This is a genomic window from Bacillus sp. D48C (assembly GCF_053345735.1).
Genome location: NZ_JBKFAQ010000001.1, coordinates 610,336 through 636,308 on the forward strand (window position 1 = coordinate 610,336; position 25,973 = coordinate 636,308).

Below are 25,973 nucleotides of genomic sequence, written 5' to 3' on the forward strand. Positions count from 1 at the left end.
GAAATGGATAAATATAATGATTAAAAGTTTAAATTTTCTCAAAAAAGAGAAAGGTAGAAAGAATATGATATATTCATGCTATCCAATCATTATTTTTAGGGAGAATAGGGAAATGACAAATAACAATCAAATAGGTGAAAATAAGGAACAAACTATTTTTGATCATAAAGGAAATACGATTATGACAGAAGATAGAGAAATACACATTATTTCAAAATTCGAAGAACCTCTTATTGTCGTATTAGCAAATGTACTAAGTGATGAAGAGTGTGATGAATTGATTGAAATGTCTAAAAATAAAATGAAGCGTTCTAAAGTTGGTTCATCACGTGATGTAAATGATATTCGAACAAGTAGCGGTGCATTTTTGGAAGACAATGAACTTACTTCAAAGATTGAAAAACGAATTTCATCTATCATGAATGTTCCTGCGTCGCATGGAGAAGGGTTGCACATTTTAAATTATGAAGTGGATCAACAATATAAAGCACACTATGATTATTTTGCGGAACATAGTAGATCAGCTGTTAACAATCGTATTAGTACGCTTGTAATGTATTTAAATGATGTAGAAGAAGGCGGGGAAACGTACTTCCCGAAATTAAATCTTTCTGTACATCCTAGAAAGGGAATGGCAGTATACTTTGAGTATTTTTATCAAGATCAATCACTAAATGAGCTTACGTTACATGGAGGGGCACCTGTAACGAAAGGCGAGAAATGGATTGCAACGCAGTGGGTGAGAAGAGGTACTTATAAGTAAAAGCGAGTGTTACGTTTTGTTCTTCATAGTATAAGAACAAAACGTTTTTTTATTAAACAAAGTAGCATCTTTCGTTATAATAACAATTAATAAATGACGATTGAGAGGACAGAAAATGAAATCTATATACATAACCGGCTATATGGGAGCAGGGAAAACAACAATTGGAAAAGCATTAAGTCAAGAACTTCAAATGGATGTTGTAGATACTGATCAAAAAATCGAAGAGAAGCAAAAGAAGGCAATTCGTGATATTTTTGCCGAAGAAGGCGAAATGACTTTTCGGGAATATGAAAGCGAAATGTTACGTTCGCTACCAGTCCATAATGTCATTATTACAACTGGTGGGGGAATTATTGAACGAGCGGAAAATCGCAAGTGGATGAAAGAGAACGGAACTGTCGTGTATTTATATTGTGATCCAAATGTAATTGCAGAAAGGCTTCGTGAAGATACGACACGTCCACTATTTCAAAAGAAAGATATAGATGCATTCGTAAAGAAATTTGAATCACGCCGAACTTATTATGAAGAGGCTCATATTCATATCGATACGACAAATAAGTCTGTAAAGCAAATTATGAATGAATTAAAGGAAAAGATTAATGTATAAAAAAGTGGACATACTAATCAAGTAGAGGTGATGATAATATGTCTACTAATGATTATGTTCGCTTTGTGACGCAGCAGTTTGTGTCGTATATGGATGCTCCAAAAGAAGATCGAAAACAAAAGAAAGAACAACGCCGTGCTGAAAAAGAGCCATTTATGAATAAGTGGTTTGGTGTTATGCCGCTGAGTGCTGCTTTGTTTTATCGAAATGTAAAAAGTAAAAGAAAAAAATCAAGTTAAATTTTAGTCATATGTCTAGCAAAACAAAGATCCCCTAGTGTCGTAATACACTAGGGGATCTTTGTTTACTGCACGGATTCTTGTTCTTCCGTAACGGCATGTATTTTATTGTTCACCCATACGAACCCTATTCCGATACAAATAGAAATGCCCCAGCCGACAGCGGTCATAATCGCTCTCATTTCACCGTAGCCATCTACACCAAAAACAGAGATGAAATAAATTTTTAAAAAGCTTTTTAATATAAATTGTAGCCCGAAAAATAACGTTAAATATTGCAGTGCTGGATATATACGACTATCACGATAAAGCTCACGACTTTTATCGCGGTCATGGCCTTGCAGCGCTGCAATATCTGCTGCGAAATATAACATAAGTGGTTTTTTTATAAAAATTGTACATATGACGATAATACCGAGTACGATGTGATAATACGCATCGTTCCATAACATTCGTTCAGCTGACCCAGATAATAGATCTACCGTTGTATTAGAAATGAGTGTAATTAAAATAAAGAATCCTGTCACGTTAAACTGTTTTTCTTTTTTAAAGGTATACAGTGTATAAATAATCCCCGGAACAGAGGAAAGTAACATCGCGTAATAAGGATCGATATAAGGTTTTGCAAATTTCCAAATGAGGAATGGGATTACGAGATAAAAGACAAGATCTAATATAGCTTTTTTATTTTGATTCATACAAAGCCTCCTTAAGTCATACATATATTTTATAATATAATTTCTGAAAATTGTATAAGGTTTAATGGGAAAAGAAAAAATATATCAATTTTTGAGGGATTAGTAGATTGAAAAAAATTGCCCCTAGCGTAGTAAGTTTTTTTAGTATATAATAAAGGAAACGCTTTCATTTTTAGTTTGTTCACAAAATGGACGGAAAATCACATATTTACTATCGATATGTTGCTTTATAATGAAACTAATTAAATATACATGCATACAATATTGTGAAATAAATAACATAAATAATCTATATAAATGTAAACGTTATCAAAAGAGAGAGGTGGAGACAATGAGTAAATTTTTCTTCAATCATAATCCAGCAACAGTAGAGGATGGAAGGCTTGTTAAATATGCTGAAATTATTTATGGAGAAGGTGGCCGTTCTGTATTAGAAAATTTAATGGTGAAGGCATCTATCAGATTGCGTGATCGTTATCCGAATAAATCTGACGAGCAGATCTCGAACCTAGTAAATAAAGGCATCCATGATATGTTTCAAAAATATGTGAGCGAGTAAGAGTAGCCAATGGCTGCTCTTATTTTTTTGTATAAGGATTGAAACTCTAGCTGAAAATAAACATGTATTTTGAAAAACGCAAAAAGGAGTGGGAAAGATGAGCAATGGAATTGGACGTTCGAAAGAAAATCTTCCAACTGATGCAAATCATGTGAGCGCAAAGGATCGTGCACAGCAGAAACGTATGGCACAGAAAAAACAGCAAGAGCGTAGTGGCGATAGCGAGTAGGGTAGAAAATAGCTCAAAAGAGGCTCCTTCTAAAGCAGAAGGAGCTTCTTCAAGATAGAAAATGATTCGCGGTAACATAAAAAAGGCCACCGTTAATAATTTGCACTGTAATACGTGGTTCATACTGTTCTTGCAGAGCTTGTTTTTCAATTTCATAGCTCTCAGGAAGTTCGTCACTTTCTTCATAAAAACGGTTTAAAAGGTCTAGATCATGATTCCAACGCACTCTTGCTTCTTTTGCCCACGTATGGTCATCTTCTGCAATTATATTTTTTAAAGCGTCTTCTATGCGTTGTAAACCACTTTGAGGTTTAATGATGGGCGAGAGCGTAAAACAAAAATCAGGTATTTTTGGTGTAAGTTTAATGTTTGTTAATGTTTCATGAAAGTTTGCCATCATTGTTCCAGAAATGAGATGAATGCCAATCGAGTGAAGGATGTCTTTTTTTCGATCACATTGATAGGAAACTTTTATATTAATACCGAGCCAAGGGTGGAGCGGTGTATGTGTTGCCCCATTATGTCTTACATCCTCATATAAACGTATGTAAGAGCCTAATTCTTTTGTCGTTTGGAAAATTTGATGTAGACGTGGTGAACCGTAGTGAATAAGCTCACCATCATTTTCTTCATTTTCTTCATTTTCTGGATTTGTAATAAGAGTAAGGCGCATCGGATTCGGTACGCCTCCTGTTTTCTCAAGATAGTGCCAATAAAAAGGGCGATTCATTAATAATTTATCCATCTCAATTGTTAACTGTACATCTAATAAATGAGGAGAACGTTCTAAAATTTCACAGTTATTCGCCTCAAAGAAATTGTATAAGTAATTATGAATTTCATGTTGCTGCATAGCCTTGCACCTCAGCTTCATTTCGTTTCGCAAAGTCGATAATAGATGTTAAGTTTTCCATCTTAATTCTAATTTCACCTTCGCTTTTTGATTGCGCGAAAATTTCTTGAATGTGCGCGTCGATGTTTTTCATATTAATTCTCGTTAAAATTTCATCGAGTTCACCGATAACACGCTCGAATAAGTTGATTTTTTCATATAACAGTTTCAAAATATGTTCTTCAACAGTATGCTTTGTAGCTAAGTTATAAATATGAACATCATTCTTTTGACCGAGACGGTGAATACGTCCGATTCTTTGCTCAAGACGCATTGGATTCCATGGCAAATCATAATTGATCATATGGCTACAAAACTGTAAGTTAATGCCTTCTCCGCCAGCTTCCGTTGCAATTAACACTTGGGCACGATTTTGGAAAAGTTCCTTCATCCAATCTTTCTTCCCGCGTTTAAATCCGCCGCGGAATGGGACAGAAGAAATACCGTGTTGTTGTAAAAACCATTGTAAGTACATCTGTGATGCTCGGTATTCCGTGAAAATGACGACTTTATCGTCAATTTCTTTTATAAGCTCTAGAGCTTTAGTTGCTTTCGAGTTGAAAGGAATATGATTAATTTTGTCCATTAGCACATCGATATGTGGATCTTTTATATAATGTTCATTTTCTTTCTGTCTTTTTTCTACATGCTTTTTCAATGAATAGTAAACAGCCTCACGACTACTACACGCTTCCCGTTTTAAAGTTAACGATGAGAAAGCAGATGTGAAGGCGTCTTGTCCTCGCCAATTTTCGATATCATTATATAGAGCTTGTTCTTGTTCATTAAACTCAACAAAAATTGTACGTACATGTCTCTTCGGCCAATCGATACCGGTATTATGTCGTCTATTTCGCACCATTACTTTGTTAATGAGAGCTTTTAAGTCTTCATCTGATTCGGCTGAGCGATTTTTGGAAGCGTAATATTCTTCAAAGTTGGATTGATTGCCTAAATGTCCTGGCTTTAATAAAGAAACAAGGTTAAAAATTTCATCAATCTTATTTTGAACAGGAGTAGCGGTTAGTAATAAACAAAACTTCTTTTTTAATCGTTGTGCAAATTCATAGTTTTTTGTTTTATTATTTTTCAGTTTATGTGCTTCATCAATAATAATAAGGTCATATTCTAAGTTCAACACGATATCGCGATGTGGTGAACGTTTCGCAGTATCAATTGATGATACGATTACGTCAGCTTGTTCCCACGAGTAGCTTTTCTTTTGTGCTACAGCGGGAATGAAAAACTTTGTATTCAGCTCGTATGCCCATTGTGATACGAGAGAGGCTGGGACAAGTATAAGTACCTTTTTCACAAGCCCGCGGACCATGTATTCTTTCAAAATAAGTCCAGCTTCGATTGTTTTTCCAAGACCTACTTCATCTGCTAGAATCGCTTTACCATTCATTTGTTCAATCACATTTTGAGCGACTTCTAATTGATGCGGAAGCGGCGTGAAATGGGATAAATGTTTCGGTGCTTGTAGTCCATCAAAAGTAGGAACAAGTAACGATTTTTCTGTTTCATAAGCTAAGTGATATAAATCCCAGTTTGTCCAAGGACCATCTTCATCAATTCTATTTAAAAAATTGTTTTGCCACGTCCGATCTACGGAAATATCGACATTCATTACGACTCTCCCACCTTTTATAAACTAAAGTAATTATTTTTTAATGTATGATGATTTGCCTCAAAAGAAGGCATAATTATCGTTATTAAAGGCTATATGATAGACAATAATAAAGTATTAAATCTCAAAAGCTGTATTTATTGTGTTTTAACATAAAAAATTCTAAATTATTTTTTATGCTAGAATATTGATGAAATATAGCGAATGATGTTAGGATAATGGTGTGAAATGTGTGGAATCTTTCGTATTTTATCCAAGAAAGTGATTTTTTATTTACGCTTTCATAAAAAAATATAATGAGATTCCGTATATCCTATCTTTTCAGAATGAAAATGTTTAGAAAAAGGAAGCAACTTTTATTGATTTGTCAAAGCATAAGGGGGAGAGAGCATGATTACATTACAACGTACACCGTTATTTGATGTATACGCGAAGTATGGTGGGAAAACAATCGACTTCGGTGGTTGGGAATTACCAGTTCAATTTTCAAGCATTAAAGAAGAACACGAAGCTGTACGTACAGCTGCAGGTTTGTTCGACGTGTCTCATATGGGAGAAGTTGAAGTAAAAGGTGTAGATAGTTTAGCATTTTTACAACGTGTTGTTACAAATGACGTATCTACCTTAAAGGTAGGGGGCGCACAATATACAGCTATGTGCTACGAAAATGGTGGTACAGTAGATGATTTATTAATCTACAAACGTGGTGAAGAAGACTATTTATTAGTAATCAATGCATCAAATATAGAGAAAGATTACGAATGGTTAGCAAGTCATGTAATTGGCGATGCGACAGTAGTCAATGTTTCTAGTGAAGTTGCACAGCTTGCAATTCAAGGACCAAAAGCAGAAGGCATTTTACAAAAAGTTGTGTCAGAAGATTTGAAAGAAATTAAGTTCTTTAAATTTAAAAACAATATTCTTGTAGATGGAATTCCAGCACTTGTATCTCGTACAGGTTACACAGGTGAAGATGGATTCGAAATTTACTGTAAGAGTGAAGATGCTGCAAAACTTTGGGAGAAACTTCTTGAAGTTGGAGCAGAAGAGGGCTTAAAAGCATGTGGTTTAGGTGCTCGTGATACACTTCGATTCGAAGCAACATTACCACTTTATGGACAAGAATTATCAAAAGATATTACACCGATTGAGGCTGGAATTGGCTTTGCGGTAAAAACAAATAAAGAAGCAGACTTCTTTGGAAAAGCAACGTTAAAAGAGCAAAAAGAAAACGGTGCGCCTCGTAAATTAGTCGGCATCGAAGTAATCGAACGTGGAATTCCTCGTACGCATTACCCTGTATTTATTGGTGAAGAAAAAATTGGGGAAGTAACGAGTGGTACACAATCTCCAACGTTAAAGAAAAGCATTGGTTTAGCACTAATTGATGTAAAATACGCAGCAGTTGATACAGAAGTAGAAATTGAAATTCGTAATAAACGCGTCAAAGCAGTAGTTGTTCCAACACCATTTTACAAACGTTCAAAGTAACGGGGAGAGGGGTAGATTTCATGTTGCATCGTTATCTTCCAATGACAGAAGAAGACAAAAAAGAAATGTTACAAACGATCGGCGTTCAAACGATCGATGAATTATTCTCTGATATTCCAGAGAGTGTTCGTTTTAAAGGGGATTTAAAAATTAAAGAAGCAAAATCAGAGCCAGAGCTTTTAAAAGAGCTATCTCAAATGGCTAGTAAAAATGCTAACTTAAAAGAATACGCTTCTTTCTTAGGAGCAGGCGTATACGATCATTATGCTCCAGTAATTGTAGATCATGTTATTTCTCGCTCAGAATTTTATACAGCTTACACACCATACCAACCGGAAATTTCACAAGGGGAATTACAAGCAATCTTTGAATTCCAAACAATGATTTGTGAATTAACAGGAATGGATGTAGCAAACTCTTCTATGTATGACGGGGGTACAGCTTTAGCTGAAGCGGCAATGTTAGCAGCTGGCCATACTCGCAAAAAGAAAATTCTTGTATCTAGCGCGGTTCATCCAGAATCAAGAGCAGTACTTGAAACGTATGCAAAAGGTCAAAATCTTGAAGTTGTTGAAATTAATCATAAAGATGGTGTAACAGATTTAGACGTATTACAAAGTGAAGTAGATGATACAGTTGCTTGTGTAATCGTTCAATATCCAAACTTCTTTGGACAAGTTGAAAAATTAGCTGATATTGAAAAAATCGTTCATCAACAAAAATCATTATTTATCGTTTCTTCAAATCCATTATCATTAGGCGCATTAACACCACCAGGGAAATTTGGTGCTGATATTGTAATCGGTGATGCACAACCATTTGGTATCCCAACGCAGTTTGGTGGACCGCATTGTGGTTACTTTGCAACAACGAAAGCATTTATGCGTAAAATTCCAGGACGTCTTGTTGGACAAACTGTAGATTCAGATGGTAAACGTGGATTTGTATTAACGTTACAAGCACGTGAACAGCATATTCGCCGTGATAAAGCGACATCTAACATTTGTTCAAACCAAGCGTTAAATGCATTAGCAGCTTCTGTTGCAATGACGGCACTTGGCAAACAAGGTGTGAAAGAAATGGCACGTCAAAACATTTCTAAAGCACAATATGCAAAACGTCAATTTGAAGCGAAAGGCTTCACAGTAACATTTGCTGGACCATTCTTCAATGAGTTTGTTGTAGATTGCAAACGTCCAGTGAAAGAAGTAAACGATGCATTATTACAAAAGAATATTATCGGCGGTTACGATCTAGGCCGTGATTATAAAGAGCATGAAAACCATATGCTTGTAGCGGTAACTGAGCTTCGTACGAAAGAGGAAATTGACACACTTGTAAACGAAATGGGGGCTATCCAATGAAGAACCAAGACCAAGCACTTATCTTTGAAGTGACTAAAGAAGGACGCGTAGGATATAGCTTACCCAAATTAGATGTAGAAGAAGTGAAACTAGAAGATGTGTTTGAGAGCGATTATATTCGAGTAGAAGATGCAGAGCTACCAGAAGTATCTGAACTTGATATTATGCGCCACTATACAGCACTTTCAAACCGTAACCACGGTGTTGATTCTGGATTCTATCCACTTGGATCTTGTACGATGAAATATAATCCGAAAATTAATGAGAGTGTAGCTCGTTTCGCAGGATTTGCAAATATTCATCCACTGCAAGATGAAAAGACAGTACAAGGTGCAATGGAATTAATGTACGACTTACAAGAGCATTTAATCGAAATTACAGGTATGGATACTGTTACTTTACAACCAGCAGCTGGTGCACACGGAGAATGGACAGGTTTAATGTTAATTCGTGCATACCATGAAGCAAATGGTGACTTTAACCGTACGAAAGTAATTGTGCCTGACTCTGCTCACGGAACGAATCCAGCATCTGCAACTGTAGCTGGTTTTGAAACAATTACAGTAAAATCAAATGAAAATGGCCTTGTTGATTTAGAAGACTTAAAACGTGTTGTCAATGAAGAAACAGCAGCACTTATGTTAACAAATCCTAATACATTAGGTCTATTCGAAGAAAATATTTTAGAAATGGCAGAAATCGTCCATAATGCAGGCGGTAAGTTATACTATGATGGTGCAAACTTAAATGCGGTATTAAGCCAAGCACGCCCAGGAGATATGGGGTTTGACGTTGTGCATTTAAACCTTCATAAAACATTTACAGGTCCTCACGGCGGTGGTGGCCCAGGTTCTGGTCCAGTAGGTGTGAAAGCTGATTTAATTCCGTACTTACCAAAACCGATTTTAGAAAAAACGGAAAATGGTTATCACTTCAACTACGACCGTCCAGAAGCAATTGGTCGTGTGAAGCCATTCTATGGTAACTTCGGAATTAACGTTCGTGCATACACGTATATTCGCTCTATGGGTCCAGATGGCTTGCGTGCAGTAACTGAGTATGCTGTATTAAATGCGAACTATATGATGAGAAGATTAGCGCCATTCTACGATCTTCCATTCGATAGACATTGTAAGCATGAATTTGTATTATCAGGTCGTCGTCAAAAGAAACTTGGCGTACGTACATTAGATATTGCAAAACGTCTGCTTGATTTCGGTTACCATCCACCAACAATTTACTTCCCATTAAATGTGGAAGAATGTATTATGATTGAGCCGACAGAAACAGAATCAAAAGAAACATTAGATGGTTTCATTGATAAGATGATTCAAATCGCTAAAGAAGTAGAAGAAAATCCAGAAGTTGTACAAGAAGCACCGCATACGACAGTCATTAAACGTTTAGACGAAACGATGGCTGCACGTAAACCAGTTTTACGTTATGCAAAGCCAGCTCCTGTACAAGTTTGATTAGAATAACAAAAAAAGAACTCGCTGCGGCGGGTTCTTTTTTTGTATGGAGAATTTGTGCAGAAATAGTGAAGAAAATGTTAAAAAATTATATTTTTTGTTTCCTAATGGTGTAAAGGTGTAGTTTTATAGGTAGTTTTGTTGAAAAAGTCGGTTTGATAAAAGTATTTATTTTTGTTAGAATTTTATTGAAATTAAGAAGATGTGATGAGGCAAAAATTACTCATTTTTATGTATATGTGAAAAAACGAGCAAGACGGGGGTGAAAGTGTGGGATATCGATGTTATAGAATGGTATACCATTTAGAAAATGGAGAAACAATTAAAGATGTAAAAGAATTTTGCTATCGAGACCAAGGGAAAGTGTTAGAAAGAGTAGCAAATCGTGTAATGGATAATAGAGAAGTGACGGCAATTGATAAACAAGGAACAATCATTTCAATAGCATGTGAGGACATTGTAAAGGTGGAACTTGATTACATAACAGAAAGTTAACCTTGAGTCATATCGAATTATTCGATAAAATAAACTGTTGAATGGTGAAGTGAGAAGAGAGGAGTTTATCATGGGTAGTACAAGACACTTTTATATGTTTATCTTAGCGTTTGTTCTTGTTGTGGCATTAACGATTTACTTAATCGTTGACAGCAGCTGGTACAACACAGTTCATCCGGCATTCCTTCTGTTTATGTATATAGGAATTGCAGTAGTAAGTTTCGGAATGAGAGACGAGATGTTAGATCGCTTTGAAAAGTGATACATATACGAAAGACCAACAGGAAAATGTTGGTCTTTTTTTCTTGGGGAAATTTCAAAAGGAACGTTCTTCAATAACGACAATACGAGAGCAGTAGTTTATAAAAAGAAACGCTATTTGGCACATCTTTTGGAGTATGTAATATAAAGCTGAAAATGATAACGAGAATGAGAAAGAAGAAAAATAAAAATAGGATCTGCTTATGTATAGAATTTTGCATATTATTCACTCCTTTTTTAGGTAGTATGTCCAAAAGAAAGGAGTGTATGAAGAATTTTAGGAGGGGAGAATGATGAACAAAAGAAAATGGTTATATAGAATAGGGGTACTTTTCGTTTCAATTGGTCTCATATTAGGGAATGTTTATTCCGATATACCATCACCATTTCCTAATTTGCATAAAGGGATTGGTATAAGTATTGTCATCGTTGGTCTTCTTTGTCTTATCATATCAAACTTCTACAGAAAGTCTGAATGAATATAAAAAAGGACAGTTACTCTTTTTCAGAAGTACTGTCCTTTTTAAATAATGTATTCCACAGTTTGGCGATACCCCATATAATGACGATTGCAATGGAGGCGATAATGGACCAAACAATCGATATAATTTCAAGTGTCATGTTAGGAAAGAATGTGAGAATGGATAATACTTTATGAAACAATGATTCTATTATATGAAAACTTATTTGTAATAGAATGACAATCCCGAGTGTAATCCATGCTAACAGTTGATTCCCTTTTTCTTTCCACATGACATTCACCTCACGTTAGCTTAATAGTTTTAAGCCAACAGCGCCGCATAAAATGCAGCTTAAGAAAGCAAGACGACGCCAATCCGCTGATTCTCGGAAAATGAGAATGCCTAGAAGTGCACTTCCAGCAGTTCCGATTCCAGTCCAAATCGCGTAAGCAGTTCCCATCGGTAACGTGTTCATCGCAAGAGATAAGAAGAAGAAGCTTACGCCGAAGTTAGCGATTAAAATAACTTTTGGTGCCCAGCCTTTCTTTTCAGTGGCTACTTTCATAAAGAGTACACCAATAATTTCACAAATACCAGCTAGAATTAAAAATACCCAAGCCATTTTATGCAGCCTCCTTCGTTTCTTTTTCTTCTGTTACTCGTTTTAGACCAATTACTCCGAAGAAGATTAAACCGATTAATAAAACTTTTACAATAGAGAAAGGTTCTCCGAAGATGAAAATCTCTGTAAGAACGATTCCGCCAGCTCCGATTCCTGTGAAGACTGCATATACAGTGCCGACAGGTAAATCTTTATAAGCTCTAAATAATAAGACGAAACTAATTGTAATTAATAGAGCAACACCAGCCCACTCAAGTGGTGCCTCCGCTTTTTTTAGTCCAATCACCCAAAAGATTTCAATAATACCAGCGATGATTACATAAATCCATGCCATATGTCATTTCTCCTTCCTACCAGTCGTTAGGTAAAGTGCTTAAAAACGACGCATTGCAAAGGAGCAATCCGTCAGTTTGAAAGTCCGCGCCAAAATACTTTCCAAGAAGCGTCTAAACGTGTCTCAAAACGATTTAAACCTGCGTATAATAGTTCAACCATAAGACCATCGAGTAAGCATAGAAAAGCCTCTAAGGCGTCTTTTACTTCAATGTTATGCAGCTCATCTTGTTCGCTTGCTCTTTTAAATACAGGGAATAAAAGTTTTCCGACGTTTTCAATGTGTACATTTGCTTTATCAATAATTTGTTCGCGAAATGCATCAGGCGGAAAATAAGAAGTTCGTAACCAAAACATTGATTCTTCACTTTCACCAAATCGTTTTGCATAGCCTTTTAATAATTTTAAAAGCAATTCTTCAGTGGACGAATTGGAAAAGCTTTCGATATCGCCTGTGAAGCTCTGCAAATCTTTTTGAAGAGCAGATTCTAAGCATATGAAATATAGCTCTTCTTTTCCTTTAAAGTGTGCGTAAATCGATGGTTTTTTAATCCCAACTTCTTGAGCAATATTTGCCAATGAAGTTCCTTCATAGCCGTAGCGTGCAAAATGAGAAAGTGCTACAGCTTTAATGCGGTTTGCTGTCATTTTCATCCCCTACCTACCGTTCGTTAGGTTAATTATATGAGATGAAAAATATAATGTCAATAGGTGAAGAGCTGAAAAAGAGCGTTATAGGTAACGCTCTTTTTAGACAGTCTCTCGCTTAATTAAATGGAATGAAAGCTCTTTTGCACTGCCGACAATTTGCTCGCTTTGAATCTGCTTATGGAATAAAGAAAAAGCATGTGAGCCCATTGCGAGACCGGGATGTTCAATTGTGGAAATTTCTAATGCCTTTGAAATTTCATGATTATCAAATCCAAGGATAGCAAGGTCTTCAGGTACTCGGATGCCATGTTTTCGAGCCTCTGTTAATAAACCAGCTGCAACTTGATCGTTCGCTGTGAAAATAGCAGTTGGACGATTTTTCATATTTAAAATACGATGGAGTATTTGTGCTCCGTCCTGCATTGTATAGCATTGGTGGAAAATCCATTCAGGATGCAACGTCTTCCCTTCGTTACAAAGTGTATCGGCGAACGCCTTTTCACGCTCCATGGAATTTACACTTGTTTTTCTCGCTAAACAAATTCCGATCTTTTCATGGCCTTTACTTAGTAAATAGGTAGTACCGAGACGAAAGCCTTCATAATGATCTACGTAGATGGATGAAATGAGGGGATGGTTCATTTTTTCACATGAAATAATAGGGGCAAATTTTGCGAAAGGTTCGATTTGTTCCCAAGAGCTCGTTCGGGAGCAAATAATCATCCCATCAAATTGTTTCATTTTCATCATTTCAAGAACACGAATTTCTTCAAGGCTATCGTAATTTGTTTGGCATAAATTAATGTGATACCCAGCTAATAATGCTTCGTTACCAATTCCTTCAATAATGGTACTGAAGTAGGGGAGGTTAATGAAAGGGAGCATAACGCCAATTGTATATGTTTTCCCTCTTATTAAATGGACAGCATTTATATTTTTTGCGTAGTTTAATTCTTCAACAGCATCTAGAACACGCTTACGCTTTTCTTCTTTTACGTAAGGGTGATTATTCAGGACACGAGAAACAGTTGATATCGATACACCAGCAGTTTTAGCAATTTGTTTTATATTGGCCATATGTATCACCTCTTTCTCTTATTATAAAGGGAAAATAATAAGAAAGAAAAAATCTTGACCTGAAAAGCTTTTCACAAACTATGGTATTAATAAGACTTCTTTTTATTCGCGTAACCTTTTCACTTGGGCGTAAGAATGATAGGGGTCTTTTTTGTTTGCAAAAAGTGTTGTCAAAATGTGTGAGAATAACGTGGAAAGTTTTCAAAGGTGTAGTTTGGTGACAAAGCGAATATGAAGAGCATATAAAGTGAAACTTTAATCAGTGGGCGCCATCCCCCACTGATTATTAGCCGGCACTAATCGGGCCGTTAGTGCGGGATCAACGCTTCGTTCGTTAAGAGAGCGGTATGAAAGGGCGGAAACAAATTGAAAAAAAGAATCATTTGTTTCGTGTTTTCTAGTTTTGTACTTAGTTCGTGTTCGTTTCAGCAAACGATGCAAGAAGAAAAACACTTTGTGGGAACAACAGGAGGAGCTATGGATCGTGTTACGGATCCTATTCCGCTAAAGGAAATTCCAAAATATTTTCCGGTGAAGTTTAAAGTTCCAACGTTTTTACCGTACGACATTATAAGTGATGTAAAGGGTGAAGTAAGAACGCTTGGGAAAAAGAAGGCTGTCTTAACGATTAAATATAAACAGCAGGAGCAAGGTAGAAATGAGTATATTGAGTTAAATGTCGCGAACTTTCCTTATAGTTTTCCGGATTTCGTGGAAGAGAAGCGATTTCAAGAACAAATGAAACTAAATAATGGAACGTCTGCTTATTTTAAAAATAAAGATGATTATGAACGTGGTGACGAATTTGCTACGCTTCTATGGAAAGAGAAAGGAATTGAATATCAGCTATTGTATCGGAATGTAGAAGAGAGCGATAAAGACACGATTAAGCAAAATTTATTATACATTGCGAATAAGATGAAATGAAAAAACTAGCTGATTTATTCAGCTAGTTTTTTGTATGTTATTATTTCTTTTTAATTTTGCCTGTCCAAGATTTAAATCCACCTTGTAATTGGTAGAAATCTTTGTAGCCTTGTTTTTTTAAGTATTGCGCTGCACGACCTGTACGGAATCCGCTTTGGCAATATAAGTAAACAGGTTGATCTTGACGAAGTTCTTTATGGCGAAGGCGAATTTGTGATAACGGAATGTTACGTGCACCTAAAATGTGCCCTGCGTTATATTCATCTGTTTCACGAATATCGATAAGCTGTGCTTTACGGTAGCCAGCGCGAAATTCTTCTTCTGTAAGAGTTTTAATTAATTTTTTCTGATAGAAGTACATCCATACAGTGTAGCCGATGAATGCTACGATTACGGCTAATAAAATAATCCAAGTTGTTGACACGATTCTATCGCTCCCTTTTTTCTTATCCTACTTTCAATATTATAATGCCCATATGTATTTATGCAACAGATTCATTTGCATATAAGAAGAAATTTCGTATTCTTTCACAAATTTTGTCGAATTTGGTAGACTAGAGAATGTGAAAAATACTTGGTTATATGAGGTGCAGGATGGGAAAAGAAAAATGGTGTTATATTAACTCTGGTCAATGTTCACCGGCATTTAATATGGCGTTAGATGAATGTTTATTAAATTGGCAAAGTGAAAAGAAAATGCCACCAACAATTCGTTTTTATGAATGGGAAGTACCAACATTAACAGTTGGATATTTTCAACGTGTTGAAAAAGATATTAATATGGATGTAGTTAACGAAAAGAAATATGGATTCGTTCGTCGTCAAACAGGCGGCAGGGGTGTACTACATGACAAAGAGTTAACGTATAGTGTTATTGTGTCTGAAGATCATCCGAATATGCCGAAAACAGTTACAGAAGCGTATCGTGTTATTTCGCAAGGCTTATTAGATGGTTTTAAGGCATTAGGGCTAGAAGCATATTATGCAGTTCCAAAAACAGAAGCAGATCGTGAAAATTTAAAAAATCCACGTTCAGGCGTATGTTTTGATGCACCATCTTGGTATGAAATTGTAGTGGAAGGAAGAAAAATTGCTGGTAGTGCTCAAACACGTCAAAAAGGTGTTATTTTACAGCATGGATCGATTCCATTAGAAATTGATTTAGATGAACTATATGATCTATTTTTATTCCCAAATGAACGTGTGAAGGAACGTATGAAAAGTATGTTTTCTTCTAAAGCGGTAGCAATTAATGAATTAACAGACCGTACATTTACGATAGAACAGTTAATTAAAGCGTTTGAAATTGGGTTTGAAAAAGGATTGGATGCAGAACTTGTTCCATATGAATTAACAGAAGAACAGTTACATGAAGTTCAAACGTTAGCGAAAGAGAAGTATGAAAGTAATGGGTGGAATTATAAAAAATAAGAGATGGCAATTGCCACCTCTTATTTTTTTATAGTAAATTAAGTACTTTTTCTACTTTGATTCCTTTATCTTGTAAAGAACGAAGGCGACTTACAACGTCCATAATTTCTTTGTCAAATGTAACGCTAATACCTTGGCTTTGTAGTTCTTCTTTTAAGCTTTCAATAGAATCATCTATGTCGATGCCAAGCTCGTAATCTTGACAAACTTCAATTGTCTTTTTCACGAGTTTAACATAATTTTCTTGTAGTTTTGAATTTGTTTCAGTCAAAGCAGGCTGCTTCGGTTTTGCAGGAGCAACCGGTGCTGTTTCTTGCTTTGTAACTGGAGTAGGGACTACTTTTTTCACAGGTGCTGGAGTAGTTAGTTCTACAGCCGCTTCTACACTTACTGGCTTCGGTGTCGGTACCGGAGTAGGCTTAGGTGCCATAGCAGGTGTTTCCACACGCGTAACAGGCTTAGGAGCGGGTGGAATTGCTTTTGGAGCTTCTACAACTACTTCTTTTTTCGGCGCTGCTTCTACCTGTGTTTCTTCTTGCTCGGCAGCGTCTTTATTTTCTTTACTCCACATAACGCGTTCAATTTCTAGAGAAACATTGTTTTTGTTCATCGCTGTTAATGTAACTTTACCAACTTCAGCGTTTCCAGTGAAATCAACAATTTTATAAATAACACTCTTGTTCCAATCCACGTTTCCGCTCAAAAATAATTCTTCGTTACATTTCGGCGTTAAGCCCTCGATTTTAATTTCTGCGTTTACACCGTTTTCACTATATACCATAATTAGCGAAGCATTTACATCTTCGTCTGCTAACATTAGTTCACGTACCATTTTGCCGGTGCGTACTTGCGTTTTCTTCTTAACTGACATCTAATTTCTCCTCTCAAAAATTCAGTAATAATAAAAAAATCGTATAACGAAAAATAATTGCTCACGAAGATTTATGATACCGATAATAAAAGCATCACGTCAACAATTAACTTTAATTATTTTGCATTTTTCTTATTTTCTTTATGAAATTTTTCAATTTGTAAAATTAGACAGAAGAAAAACAGCCTTTTGAAGGGCTGTTAAAAATTTGATTTTTTGTATAGTAATTTATATAAAATAAAAAATAAGATAGCAATTAAGGCACTTTGCCAAAAGTTTAGATGGTAAATGAGATAAGGTTGCTTTTGGAAATAAATATTTAAGAATACAGCGGAACAAAATGGAGTAGCAAATGCGAATCCAAATAGAATTCTTCTTTTCCAATTCATTTTCTGATCAAAGGAGTAACGCTTTAATAAATATAAAATAAATAGTATACCTAGTATAATTATTGAAACAGACAAAGTAGTTCCAAGGATGCTAAAAGGCGGACTTGATAATGTATTGTTTTTTTCAAAGAGAAACATAAAAAATGAAATAATTGCATTTATGCCAAACTGTATAGCAAGAAGTAAGCTAATAGAAAATCCAATTAAAGAAGTTTTTTCTAACTTTGTTTGAGTTGGTAAAGCTGATATAAGTTCATCGCAATAAGATTGTAAATTATCTCCAAAGATGTCATAAGCGTTTTTATTTTCTGCTTGTGCTTCGATGAGGTGATCTAATATTTCTAGTAACAGTTCCTCCATTTGTTGCTCGGGTACGTTTGATATTCGAAGATATACTAACATATCACCATAAGCAGCCTCGTTTTCGGAAGTTAGAAGCTCACGTTTTTTATTATTCAATTCAATCATGTCTTGTGCATTCATCCCTATCACTCCCCCTGTAATAAGTTATTTACCGTAGTAGAAACCATTCCCCAGCTTTGTTTAAATTCTTCAAGTTGTTCTAACCCTTTATCGGTTACGTGATAATATTTTCGCTTTGGACCGAGTGAGGAAGCTTTTAATGTTCCTTCAATCAATTTTTCTTTTTGCATACGTAACAATAACGGATATATGCTTCCTTCGCTTACGAATGTAAAGCCGTGCTTATTTAATTTTGTACTCAGTTCATATCCGTACACTTCTTCTTGTGAAATAATGTATAGGATGCAACCTTCGAGCACACCTTTTAACATTTGGCTGTGCATGATTTCACCACCTTTTATTTAGGTAACTTGCGTTGCAAGGTAGCTGTTATCCAAATTATAACATTCAGTAACTTGCAAAGCAAGTTACTGAAGTGGAAAACTTTAATGCGTGTTAATTTTTCAATGCTTCTCATACTAACGAGAGGAGGGAAGCATATGAAACCATTTATGCCAAAACTCGTTTACTTTGAACCAAAGGCACTTGAATATCCACTTGGAAAAGAGCTTTATGAGAAGTTTACGAAGATGGGATTAGAAATTCGTGAAACGACATCACATAATCAAATTAGAAATTTGCCAGGAGAAAATGATTTGCAAAAGTATCGTAATGCAAAGGCTACACTTGTCGTTGGAGTGAGGAAGACGCTAAAGTTTGATACGTCAAAACCGTCAGCTGAATATGCAATTCCGCTCGCAACAGGGTGTATGGGACATTGTCATTATTGCTATTTGCAAACGACACTTGGGAGTAAGCCTTACGTTCGTGTGTATGTCAATCTTGATGAAATATTTGAGAAGGCAAAGCAATATATGGATGAAAGGGCACCTGAAATAACAAGATTTGAAGCAGCGTGTACATCAGACATTGTTGGAATTGATCATTTAACACATGCATTAAAGCGGGCGATTGAATTCATTGGAGAAAGTGAATATGGGCGCTTACGTTTCGTCACGAAATATTCGCACGTTGATCATTTATTAGATGCAAAGCATAATGGGAAAACTCGTTTTCGATTTAGTATAAATTCACGATATGTAATTAAAAATTTTGAACCAGGGACATCGCCGTTTGAGGAGCGAATAGAGGCTGCACGTAAAGTAGCAGGTGCGGGTTATCCACTTGGATTTATAGTTGCGCCGCTTTATATGCATGAAGGGTGGGAAGAAGGATACCGTGAACTATTTGAGCGACTGTACAATGCACTAAAAGATTTATCGATACCAAATTTAACATTTGAATTAATTCAACATCGCTTTACAAAACCGGCAAAAAAGGTCATTCAAGAGCGTTATCCGAAGACGAAACTTGAAATGGATGAAGAGAAGCGTAAATATAAATGGGGACGATACGGCATCGGAAAATACGTATATAAAAAAGATGAAGCAGCAGTATTGGAAGAAACGATAAGAGGTTATATAAATGAGTTTTTTCCTAATGCAGAAATACAATACTTTACTTAAGGGGAGTCTGTATGCAAATACAGATTCTTTTTTGTTTTATATATTTAGGCTCGTTTCCACCTTGTCACGTTATTCTTTCTGGTGTATCATTTTATTGATTGCTTCGTACGGAATAAGCAAAATGAACTTGGATGGAGGAAACCGATGCCTACCCCTAGTATGGAAGATTATATTGAACAAATTTATTTGTTGATTGATGAAAAGGGTTATGCCCGCGTATCTGATATTGCTGAAGCGCTTAGTGTACATCCATCCTCTGTAACAAAAATGGTGCAAAAATTAGACAAAGATGAATATCTAATTTATGAAAAATATAGAGGGCTTGTATTAACAACAAAAGGTAAAAAAATCGGAGAACGTCTCGTATATCGTCATGACTTGCTAGAGCAATTTATGCGTATTATCGGTGTGGATGAAGGTAAAATTTACAATGATGTAGAAGGAATTGAGCATCATTTAAGTTGGGAAGCGATTGATCGCATTGGTGATTTAGTGGAATACTTTGAACAAGATGCAGTCCGAGTGGAAACACTTCGCGGTGTTCAAAGAGCAAATGAAGAGAAAAGTAATTAAGGGGAACGTATGGCGTTTCCTTTTTTATTTCAATTCGAAAAGGATGGGAGAATTATGAAAGCAATTATTTTTGATTTTGATGGATTAATTGTGGACACAGAAACGATATGGTTTCACTCTTTCAGAGATGCTGTTCGTGAATACGGCGAAGAACTACCTTTAGAGGAATTTGCGAAATGCATTGGAACAACAGATGAGGTACTTTATGCATATTTAAATGATCAATTAAAAGAGAAGTTTAACAAAAGTGCATTAAAAGAAAAAGTGGCAACTTTACATAAAGAGAAAATGAAAATACCAAAAGCTCGTGACGGGGTAAAAGAATATTTAGAAGAAGCGAAAGAAATGGGATTAAAAATCGCACTAGCTTCTAGTTCGTCTAGAGAATGGGTTATTCATTTTTTAGAAGAGCTACAGATTCGAGATTATTTTGAAGTTATTAAAACGAGAGAAGATGTTGAGAAGGTAAAACCAGATCCAGCTCTTTATCGAATTGCAATAGAAGAATTAGGAATTAAGCCGTCTGAAGCTGTTGTGTTTGAAGATTCATTAAATGGATTGAGAGCAGCAATTGCAGCGGGATTAACGTGCGTTGTGGTACCTAATGATGTGACACGGAATTTACCATTTGAAAATCATCATCTTCGAATTGAAAGTATGAGAGAGAAAAGTTTAAAAGAAGTGCTTCAAAGTATAAAAAAAGACCGTATTTCCTAAAAGGAAGCACGGTCTTTCTTTTTGCTTTTTTTGCCTTCAATGACAGTTAAATGAGACTGTTTTCTTTTTCGTTTCAAAGTGGAAGAATTCCCTTTTTTACTTTTGTCATTAGAAGTATTTGACTTAAAGAAAGAATTGCCTAGGGGTGCTACATTTTGTTTCCCATGTTTGCGGTTCGATTGTTTTGCCGCACGCTTATATGAGCTTTGCGAATTTGCAGAACCACTGGAATTTGTAAACATCTTGTATAGCAAGTAAAAGATACCGACAACAAGTAACATGTACCCGATATTTCTTAATACACCCATGGGATTTGTAATAACAGATGAAACAAGGCCGAATATTGCCAATCCGATAATAAGCACAAATATAGCGAAAGTAAACGAACGACCGTTCATAAGGGACACCTCCTAAAAACGTATATTAAAATTAGTATATTAACGATGAGGAAAGGAGTTGAACACCATTTTTAAATAATTATTGTTTGTTCTCTAAACGTAATAATTCTTCAAACGATGCAATTGCTACTTCCACTTGATCATCTGTTGGTTCTTTCGTTGTTAATAGTTGTAGCCATAATCCAGGATATCCAAGTACGCGTAATACGGGAATATCTCGTAATCGATTTGTAAATTGCAATACTTCAAAAGAAATACCAAGTACAACTGGAATTAATAAAATTCTGTTTATAACTCGTGCCCAAAGAGGATCTGTAGGGACTAGGAAATAAACGAACATTCCAATAATGACTGTAAATATAATAAAGCTACTGCCGCATCTATAATGGAGACGAGTTTGCTTTTGAACGTTTTCTACAGTCAGAGGAAGGTCATTCTCATAAGCATTGATTACCTTATGCTCTGCACCGTGATACTGAAATACCCGCTTAATAAGTGGGGTTAAAGAAATAAAGTATATATAGCTCAATAATAGCATGAGCTTAATGACACTTTCGACAATGATTTGCCCAGTATGAGATGGGAAAATCGGTCTTGTTAATTCAGCTAATAGTGCAGGAACTGCTGTGAAAATGACTTTACCGAATATGAAAGATAAAACGCCAACAGCTGCAACTCCTAATACCATCGTTAATTTTGATTGTTCTTCTTTTTTATTAGCAATTTGTTCATCATCTTCTGGGTGGACGTCAAATCGTTCAGAAGCGAAGTTTAAATGCTTTGCTCCATTCGCACTTGCATCCACAATAGCGGCAATCCCTCGTAAAAATGGAATTTTTTTTAGGATAGATAATACTTTATTACGAACGCGTGGTAATCGATAAAATTCAATCGATTTATCTTTACGACGAACCGCTGTAACAGTATATTCTCTACCGCCAAACATAACTCCTTCTATGACCGCTTGCCCGCCATATATTTGTTTTGACTCTTCTGCCATGTTAACACCAACCTGTATTTGTTTCTCTCTTATGTAGAAAAAGAGGCAATTGTCATACTGGGTTCTGTCGTTTTGAAATAAGACAATCACCGAGTTTCCTTTATTTTATCGGCAAATACAAGTAGATGACAAGGGAAAATATTATGAGAGTCGGACATTTCTTATTCTTTTTATAGACAAATTTCGCAGGATTTAAACATGCTTCAAAATAGTTTCGGGCATACTATTGAGCGGAGGTGTCGATGTGAGTCAAGAACAATTAGGAACAAGGAATTTTGTGCAGATCGGTTTGTTTGGTGGAATCTTTTGGGGCGGGATATGGTATTTCCTTCATATATTTTCATTCACGGAGGCGGGACCGAATTATTTCCTTTTACCATTTGCGTTTGGAAGTTGGAAAGAGGGGGTATGGGGCAATGTGTCCGGAATAGTGTGTATGGGACTTCTTTCAATTTTGATTGCCTTTTTATATAAAGCATTTTTTGCAAAGTTTGAAGGGATTATTGCGGGAATTATTTATGGGCTATTTTGGTGGGCATTACTGTTTTTGGGGATGGGTTTAATGGCTCCTGTTATTAAAAGTGCGCTCCATTTGCCAAAAGAGACAATTGTAACGACAATATGTATTTTTATATTATATGGTGTGTTTATAGCATATTCTGTTTCTTATGCAGTAAATAGCAATAAAGTAGAACAAGAAGGGCAAGAGAAGACGAACTATTCAAATAAGTAACTCCTATGTTAAAATATTGTATAGATATTAATATTAAGGAGTTTTAAGAATATGAAAAAGTTACTCCTCGTAAACGGTCCTAACCTAAATCGCCTCGGTGTTCGTGAGGTAAATGTATATGGAAAGGGCACGCTAGCGACACTTGAAGCAGATATGAAGCAAGAAGCAGAAACAATGGGAGTGGAGTTAGAATGTTTCCAATCGAATCATGAAGGTGCCATTATCGACATTATTCATGAAGCGGAAGATATATATGAAGGGATCATTTTAAATCCGGGAGCATTTACGCATTATAGCTATGCGATTCGTGATGCCATTGCGAGCATTTCGATTCCTGTTATTGAAGTACATATTTCTAACATTCATCAGCGTGAATCATTCCGTCATGAATCTGTGACGGCAGCTGTTTGTGCAGGTCAAATTGTAGGATTTGGTTTTTATGGCTATAAGTTAGCGTTATTTGCATTAATGGAGAAATTGAGGGGGGCATAGAGTAATGGAGAAAATTGAAGGATTACGAAGTGCATTTGATGAGGCTGGCATTGACGGTATTTTGTTAACAAATGAACATAGTCGTAGATATATGGCTAACTTCACAGGAACAGCAGGCGTTGTTCTTATTTCAAAAGATCGTGCTCAATTTATTACAGATTTCCGTTACGTCGAGCAGGCAAGTAAACAAGCGGTTGGATATGAGGTTGTACAGCACGCAGGATTGATCATTGATGAAGTGGCAAAGCAAGTGAAAGAGCTTGGAATTCAAAAACTTGGTTTTGAGCAAGATACTCTTACATATAGTTCTTATTCAGTGCATAAGGAAGCGATTGATGCTGAATTTATCCCGACTTCTGGACTTGTAGAAAAGTTACGCTTGATAAAGACTGATTCAGAGATTAAGATATTAAAGGAAGCTGCACAGATTGCAGATGCTGCCTTTGAGCATATTCTATCATTCATTCGCCCGGGAGTATCTGAAATTGAAGTGTCAAATGAACTTGAATTTTTCATGAGAAAACAAGGAGCAACATCTTCTTCGTTTGATATTATCGTTGCTTCAGGTCTTCGTTCGGCATTACCGCACGGCGTGGCATCTGAAAAAGTGATAGAAACAGGAGATTTCGTTACATTAGACTTCGGCGCTTATTACAAAGGATATTGCTCTGATATTACTCGTACGATTGCAGTCGGTGAACCATCTGATAAATTAAAAGAAATTTATAATATCGTTTTAGAAGCACAACTACGTGGTGTGAACGGTATTAAAGCTGGTTTAACAGGTCGCGAGGCTGATGCGCTAACGCGTGACTACATAACGGAAAAAGGATATGGTGAATACTTTGGACACACTACTGGTCATGGAATAGGTCTTGAACTCCATGAAGCACCAGGTTTAGCGTTCCGTTCTGATACAGTACTTGAACCAGGTATGGCTGTAACAGTAGAGCCAGGTATTTATATTCCAGGTATTGGGGGCGTACGTATTGAAGATGATATCATTGTGACAAGTGAAGGTAATGAAGTAATTACGAAATCACCAAAAGAACTTATTATTTTGTAATACACAGGAGGATTTTTTTACATGATTTCAGTAAACGATTTTCGTACAGGTTTAACAATTTCAGTGGACAATGCCCTTTGGCAAGTACTTGATTTCCAACACGTAAAGCCAGGTAAAGGTGCTGCATTCGTTCGTTCTAAACTACGTAACATTCGCACAGGTTCTGTTCAAGAGAAAACATTCCGTGCAGGTGAGAAAGTAGAAAAAGCACACATCGAAAACCGTCGTATGCAATACTTATACGCAAGCGGTGAGGCTCACGTATTTATGGATAACGGAACTTATGAGCAAATCGAACTTGGTGAAAAACAAATCGAGCGCGAGCTTAAATTCCTAAAAGAAAACATGGAAGTAGCAATTATGACTTACCAAGGCGAAGTACTTGGTGTTGAACTTCCAAACACAGTTGAATTACAAGTTACAGAAACAGAGCCTGGTATTAAAGGTGATACTGCTTCTAACGTAACAAAACCAGCTACATTAGAAACTGGTCTTGTTGTACAAGTACCAATCTTCATTAACGAAGGCGAAATGCTTATCATCAACACTGGTGAAGGTAAATACGTTTCTCGTGCATAGTAAAAAAGCACTCGTGATAATTCACGAGTGCTTTTTTTATAGGAAATAGGGTAGATAGTAAATAACTGTTATTATAAAACTGACTAAAACAAGTGAAAGAGTACCCATAATAGATGGAGTCAAAACAATTTGAAATGGCTTTATTTCGCCAGTCTCAACGCCAGTTAATGTTTTACTTATTGCGTGATCTGTAATGTTATTTCTATGGTTACTCATAATAATTAACCACATAATTGCAAATATTGCTAAACTACCAAGGAAAAAGGTCTCTATAAATGACCAACCGGCCAATAATGAAAAAAGATAAATAAGAGCTAATTCTACTACAACGGTTAAACTAACTTTCAATACCTTCATATTTTGCCTCCTCATTCTGTAATTTCAACCAGTTTAAAAAATTTTCACGTGACACGACATGCAGAGAGCAAGGTGACTTTACTTCTTTCTCTAGTGCAGCGTGTTCGTCTGGAAACTTGTTTTCCACATGCAATGAAATATAAGGTAGTTTTTCTTGTGCTTTTAAAGAGCGGATATTATTCGTTTTAGCACCAGCAAATACGTAGGAAAGTTGTAAGTCTAAAAAGGCGATTTTAAAGATTTCTTTTTTAGCAGCCTCGTTATAGCCTTTTCCCCAGTACGGATAGCCGAGCCAACTACCAATGTGAGATTGCTTTTTCTCATTATTAATATGTTTAAGTGTGGTGAGGCCAATTATTTCATTTTCTTCATTCACAATCATTCTCGATAAGGATTTCTTTTGACGCTCTTCTTCTATTGCGAAAAGAAGAAATGTTTTCGTGTCTTCGATGTTTTCTACCGTTATCCCCAATGCATTTTTTATATGTGGATCACTTGATAGCTCGAAAATCACATTTGTATAGCATAAATCTAGTGGTAATAAAGTGACGTGCTGCATGGTTTAAACCCCTTTTAAACTAAATATACCATAATATACCATG

37 protein-coding genes are annotated in these 25,973 nt (G+C 36.0%); 20 read left to right on the forward strand and 17 right to left on the reverse strand.

Annotated features, from left to right (window positions below):
- Nucleotides 1-112 precede the first annotated feature (112 nt).
- The 3 genes from ACLBXA_RS03270 (at nucleotide 113) to ACLBXA_RS03280 (ending at nucleotide 1,615) form a co-directional block, all read left to right on the forward strand.
- Nucleotides 113-763: a 2OG-Fe(II) oxygenase gene (locus ACLBXA_RS03270; RefSeq protein WP_000183864.1), complete on the forward strand. Its 651-nt coding sequence runs from the start codon at nucleotides 113-115 to the stop codon at nucleotides 761-763.
- A gap of 115 nt (nucleotides 764-878) precedes the next feature.
- Nucleotides 879-1,376, forward strand: a complete 498-nt coding sequence (locus ACLBXA_RS03275; RefSeq protein ID WP_079245915.1) for a shikimate kinase — start codon at nucleotides 879-881, stop codon at nucleotides 1,374-1,376.
- A gap of 38 nt (nucleotides 1,377-1,414) precedes the next feature.
- A complete protein-coding gene (locus ACLBXA_RS03280; RefSeq protein WP_000106083.1) occupies nucleotides 1,415-1,615 on the forward strand; it encodes a YqzE family protein in 201 nt (66 codons plus the stop codon).
- A gap of 65 nt (nucleotides 1,616-1,680) precedes the next feature.
- On the opposite strand, the gene ACLBXA_RS03285 is transcribed toward ACLBXA_RS03280, so the two are convergent.
- Together ACLBXA_RS03285 and ACLBXA_RS03290 are read right to left on the reverse strand one after the other, a co-directional pair.
- Nucleotides 1,681-2,313 (reverse strand): VC0807 family protein, encoded by a 633-nt coding sequence (locus tag ACLBXA_RS03285; protein WP_001073111.1) that lies wholly within the window; start codon nucleotides 2,311-2,313, stop codon nucleotides 1,681-1,683.
- A gap of 141 nt (nucleotides 2,314-2,454) precedes the next feature.
- Nucleotides 2,455-2,571, reverse strand: coding sequence for a hypothetical protein (locus tag ACLBXA_RS03290; RefSeq protein WP_003279814.1), 117 nt, complete (start codon nucleotides 2,569-2,571; stop codon nucleotides 2,455-2,457).
- 73 nt (nucleotides 2,572-2,644) lie between these two features.
- Between ACLBXA_RS03290 and ACLBXA_RS03295 the strand changes: the two genes are divergently transcribed.
- Both ACLBXA_RS03295 and ACLBXA_RS03300 read left to right on the forward strand, forming a co-directional pair.
- The gene (locus tag ACLBXA_RS03295; RefSeq protein ID WP_000032702.1) at nucleotides 2,645-2,872 is read left to right on the forward strand and encodes a hypothetical protein; all 228 of its coding nucleotides are present in this window, start codon (nucleotides 2,645-2,647) and stop codon (nucleotides 2,870-2,872) included.
- Between the two features lie 97 nt (nucleotides 2,873-2,969).
- Nucleotides 2,970-3,101, forward strand: a complete 132-nt coding sequence (locus ACLBXA_RS03300) for a hypothetical protein (RefSeq protein WP_000064665.1) — start codon at nucleotides 2,970-2,972, stop codon at nucleotides 3,099-3,101.
- A gap of 49 nt (nucleotides 3,102-3,150) precedes the next feature.
- Here ACLBXA_RS03300 and ACLBXA_RS03305 read toward each other — a convergent pair whose 3' ends face one another.
- Entirely contained in the window at nucleotides 3,151-3,954 is an 804-nt protein-coding gene (locus ACLBXA_RS03305; protein WP_001183974.1) for a YqhG family protein, read from the reverse strand.
- Complete coding sequence (locus tag ACLBXA_RS03310; RefSeq protein WP_001100040.1) at nucleotides 3,941-5,623, reverse strand: DEAD/DEAH box helicase; 1,683 nt, start codon at nucleotides 5,621-5,623, stop codon at nucleotides 3,941-3,943. The genes ACLBXA_RS03305 and ACLBXA_RS03310 overlap by 14 nt, the downstream gene beginning before the upstream one ends.
- Before the next feature lie 390 nt (nucleotides 5,624-6,013).
- Here ACLBXA_RS03310 and gcvT point away from each other — a divergent pair, with 390 nt between their 5' ends.
- The 6 genes from gcvT to ACLBXA_RS03340 all read left to right on the forward strand — a co-directional run bounded on the left by gcvT (nucleotide 6,014) and on the right by ACLBXA_RS03340 (nucleotide 11,185).
- Nucleotides 6,014-7,114 (forward strand): glycine cleavage system aminomethyltransferase GcvT, encoded by a 1,101-nt coding sequence (gene gcvT / locus ACLBXA_RS03315; protein ID WP_000631776.1) that lies wholly within the window; start codon nucleotides 6,014-6,016, stop codon nucleotides 7,112-7,114.
- A 20-nt stretch (nucleotides 7,115-7,134) separates the two neighbouring features.
- The gene (gene gcvPA / locus ACLBXA_RS03320) at nucleotides 7,135-8,478 is read left to right on the forward strand and encodes an aminomethyl-transferring glycine dehydrogenase subunit 1 (RefSeq protein ID WP_000903240.1); all 1,344 of its coding nucleotides are present in this window, start codon (nucleotides 7,135-7,137) and stop codon (nucleotides 8,476-8,478) included.
- Nucleotides 8,475-9,950: an aminomethyl-transferring glycine dehydrogenase subunit 2 gene (gene gcvPB / locus ACLBXA_RS03325; RefSeq protein ID WP_000795712.1), complete on the forward strand. Its 1,476-nt coding sequence runs from the start codon at nucleotides 8,475-8,477 to the stop codon at nucleotides 9,948-9,950. Before gcvPA ends, gcvPB begins: the two co-directional genes overlap by 4 nt.
- Before the next feature lie 291 nt (nucleotides 9,951-10,241).
- On the forward strand, nucleotides 10,242-10,445 hold the full coding sequence (locus tag ACLBXA_RS03330; protein WP_000262496.1) for a DUF3929 family protein: 204 nt from the start codon (nucleotides 10,242-10,244) through the stop codon (nucleotides 10,443-10,445).
- A 70-nt stretch (nucleotides 10,446-10,515) separates the two neighbouring features.
- A complete protein-coding gene (locus ACLBXA_RS03335) occupies nucleotides 10,516-10,707 on the forward strand; it encodes a hypothetical protein (protein ID WP_000535933.1) in 192 nt (63 codons plus the stop codon).
- Between the two features lie 289 nt (nucleotides 10,708-10,996).
- Nucleotides 10,997-11,185 (forward strand): hypothetical protein, encoded by a 189-nt coding sequence (locus tag ACLBXA_RS03340; RefSeq protein WP_002162502.1) that lies wholly within the window; start codon nucleotides 10,997-10,999, stop codon nucleotides 11,183-11,185.
- A gap of 16 nt (nucleotides 11,186-11,201) precedes the next feature.
- Here the strand turns inward: ACLBXA_RS03340 and ACLBXA_RS03345 are convergent, their stop codons facing one another.
- The 5 genes from ACLBXA_RS03345 to ACLBXA_RS03365 form a co-directional block, all read right to left on the reverse strand.
- Nucleotides 11,202-11,459: a DUF3975 family protein gene (locus tag ACLBXA_RS03345; RefSeq protein ID WP_000265401.1), complete on the reverse strand. Its 258-nt coding sequence runs from the start codon at nucleotides 11,457-11,459 to the stop codon at nucleotides 11,202-11,204.
- Nucleotides 11,460-11,474: 15 nt separating this feature from the next.
- A complete protein-coding gene (locus tag ACLBXA_RS03350) occupies nucleotides 11,475-11,789 on the reverse strand; it encodes a DMT family transporter (RefSeq protein WP_000312623.1) in 315 nt (104 codons plus the stop codon).
- 1 nt (nucleotide 11,790) lies between these two features.
- Entirely contained in the window at nucleotides 11,791-12,123 is a 333-nt protein-coding gene (locus ACLBXA_RS03355) for a DMT family transporter (RefSeq protein WP_000312340.1), read from the reverse strand.
- 71 nt (nucleotides 12,124-12,194) lie between these two features.
- On the reverse strand, nucleotides 12,195-12,776 hold the full coding sequence (locus ACLBXA_RS03360; RefSeq protein WP_002082177.1) for a TetR/AcrR family transcriptional regulator: 582 nt from the start codon (nucleotides 12,774-12,776) through the stop codon (nucleotides 12,195-12,197).
- A gap of 96 nt (nucleotides 12,777-12,872) precedes the next feature.
- On the reverse strand, nucleotides 12,873-13,850 hold the full coding sequence (locus ACLBXA_RS03365) for a LacI family DNA-binding transcriptional regulator (RefSeq protein ID WP_001273990.1): 978 nt from the start codon (nucleotides 13,848-13,850) through the stop codon (nucleotides 12,873-12,875).
- Nucleotides 13,851-14,240: 390 nt separating this feature from the next.
- On the opposite strand from ACLBXA_RS03365, the gene ACLBXA_RS03370 reads away from it, so the two are divergent.
- Nucleotides 14,241-14,777, forward strand: a complete 537-nt coding sequence (locus ACLBXA_RS03370; protein ID WP_033668925.1) for a hypothetical protein — start codon at nucleotides 14,241-14,243, stop codon at nucleotides 14,775-14,777.
- Between the two features lie 40 nt (nucleotides 14,778-14,817).
- Here ACLBXA_RS03370 and ACLBXA_RS03375 read toward each other — a convergent pair whose 3' ends face one another.
- Complete coding sequence (locus tag ACLBXA_RS03375) at nucleotides 14,818-15,201, reverse strand: rhodanese-like domain-containing protein (RefSeq protein WP_000108654.1); 384 nt, start codon at nucleotides 15,199-15,201, stop codon at nucleotides 14,818-14,820.
- 170 nt (nucleotides 15,202-15,371) lie between these two features.
- Here ACLBXA_RS03375 and ACLBXA_RS03380 point away from each other — a divergent pair, with 170 nt between their 5' ends.
- Nucleotides 15,372-16,208, forward strand: coding sequence for a lipoate--protein ligase family protein (locus tag ACLBXA_RS03380; RefSeq protein WP_412036562.1), 837 nt, complete (start codon nucleotides 15,372-15,374; stop codon nucleotides 16,206-16,208).
- A gap of 28 nt (nucleotides 16,209-16,236) precedes the next feature.
- Here ACLBXA_RS03380 and ACLBXA_RS03385 read toward each other — a convergent pair whose 3' ends face one another.
- The 3 genes from ACLBXA_RS03385 to ACLBXA_RS03395 all read right to left on the reverse strand — a co-directional run bounded on the left by ACLBXA_RS03385 (nucleotide 16,237) and on the right by ACLBXA_RS03395 (nucleotide 18,274).
- Nucleotides 16,237-17,079, reverse strand: coding sequence for a hypothetical protein (locus tag ACLBXA_RS03385; RefSeq protein ID WP_000111891.1), 843 nt, complete (start codon nucleotides 17,077-17,079; stop codon nucleotides 16,237-16,239).
- Between the two features lie 200 nt (nucleotides 17,080-17,279).
- Nucleotides 17,280-17,951: a DUF1129 family protein gene (locus ACLBXA_RS03390; RefSeq protein WP_000993585.1), complete on the reverse strand. Its 672-nt coding sequence runs from the start codon at nucleotides 17,949-17,951 to the stop codon at nucleotides 17,280-17,282.
- Nucleotides 17,952-17,956: 5 nt separating this feature from the next.
- Nucleotides 17,957-18,274 (reverse strand): PadR family transcriptional regulator, encoded by a 318-nt coding sequence (locus tag ACLBXA_RS03395; RefSeq protein WP_000556083.1) that lies wholly within the window; start codon nucleotides 18,272-18,274, stop codon nucleotides 17,957-17,959.
- A 156-nt stretch (nucleotides 18,275-18,430) separates the two neighbouring features.
- Here ACLBXA_RS03395 and splB point away from each other — a divergent pair, with 156 nt between their 5' ends.
- From splB to ACLBXA_RS03410, 3 genes are all read left to right on the forward strand, one after another.
- Nucleotides 18,431-19,456: a spore photoproduct lyase gene (gene splB, locus ACLBXA_RS03400; protein ID WP_000802106.1), complete on the forward strand. Its 1,026-nt coding sequence runs from the start codon at nucleotides 18,431-18,433 to the stop codon at nucleotides 19,454-19,456.
- Between the two features lie 144 nt (nucleotides 19,457-19,600).
- Entirely contained in the window at nucleotides 19,601-20,029 is a 429-nt protein-coding gene (gene mntR, locus ACLBXA_RS03405) for a transcriptional regulator MntR (protein WP_001143081.1), read from the forward strand.
- Between the two features lie 54 nt (nucleotides 20,030-20,083).
- Entirely contained in the window at nucleotides 20,084-20,746 is a 663-nt protein-coding gene (locus tag ACLBXA_RS03410; RefSeq protein WP_014894887.1) for an HAD family hydrolase, read from the forward strand.
- Here ACLBXA_RS03410 and ACLBXA_RS03415 read toward each other — a convergent pair.
- Together ACLBXA_RS03415 and ACLBXA_RS03420 are read right to left on the reverse strand one after the other, a co-directional pair.
- Entirely contained in the window at nucleotides 20,743-21,144 is a 402-nt protein-coding gene (locus ACLBXA_RS03415; protein ID WP_001014463.1) for an SA1362 family protein, read from the reverse strand. The genes ACLBXA_RS03410 and ACLBXA_RS03415 overlap by 4 nt on opposite strands.
- 79 nt (nucleotides 21,145-21,223) lie before the next feature.
- Nucleotides 21,224-22,144, reverse strand: coding sequence for a DUF1385 domain-containing protein (locus tag ACLBXA_RS03420; protein ID WP_000807119.1), 921 nt, complete (start codon nucleotides 22,142-22,144; stop codon nucleotides 21,224-21,226).
- A 244-nt stretch (nucleotides 22,145-22,388) separates the two neighbouring features.
- On the opposite strand from ACLBXA_RS03420, the gene ACLBXA_RS03425 reads away from it, so the two are divergent.
- The 4 genes from ACLBXA_RS03425 to efp are packed head-to-tail and all read left to right on the forward strand — an operon-like array spanning nucleotide 22,389 to nucleotide 25,014.
- A complete protein-coding gene (locus ACLBXA_RS03425) occupies nucleotides 22,389-22,877 on the forward strand; it encodes a YqhR family membrane protein (protein ID WP_000076885.1) in 489 nt (162 codons plus the stop codon).
- A 51-nt stretch (nucleotides 22,878-22,928) separates the two neighbouring features.
- The gene (aroQ, locus tag ACLBXA_RS03430) at nucleotides 22,929-23,369 is read left to right on the forward strand and encodes a type II 3-dehydroquinate dehydratase (protein ID WP_000735141.1); all 441 of its coding nucleotides are present in this window, start codon (nucleotides 22,929-22,931) and stop codon (nucleotides 23,367-23,369) included.
- A gap of 4 nt (nucleotides 23,370-23,373) precedes the next feature.
- Complete coding sequence (gene pepQ / locus ACLBXA_RS03435) at nucleotides 23,374-24,435, forward strand: Xaa-Pro dipeptidase (RefSeq protein ID WP_000411021.1); 1,062 nt, start codon at nucleotides 23,374-23,376, stop codon at nucleotides 24,433-24,435.
- A 21-nt stretch (nucleotides 24,436-24,456) separates the two neighbouring features.
- Nucleotides 24,457-25,014, forward strand: coding sequence for an elongation factor P (efp, locus tag ACLBXA_RS03440; protein ID WP_000626513.1), 558 nt, complete (start codon nucleotides 24,457-24,459; stop codon nucleotides 25,012-25,014).
- Between the two features lie 36 nt (nucleotides 25,015-25,050).
- Here efp and ACLBXA_RS03445 read toward each other — a convergent pair whose 3' ends face one another.
- Nucleotides 25,051-25,371 (reverse strand): hypothetical protein, encoded by a 321-nt coding sequence (locus ACLBXA_RS03445; protein ID WP_447617101.1) that lies wholly within the window; start codon nucleotides 25,369-25,371, stop codon nucleotides 25,051-25,053.
- A complete protein-coding gene (locus ACLBXA_RS03450) occupies nucleotides 25,352-25,930 on the reverse strand; it encodes a GNAT family N-acetyltransferase (protein ID WP_001164990.1) in 579 nt (192 codons plus the stop codon). Before ACLBXA_RS03450 ends, ACLBXA_RS03445 begins: the two co-directional genes overlap by 20 nt.
- Nucleotides 25,931-25,973: the final 43 nt, after the last annotated feature.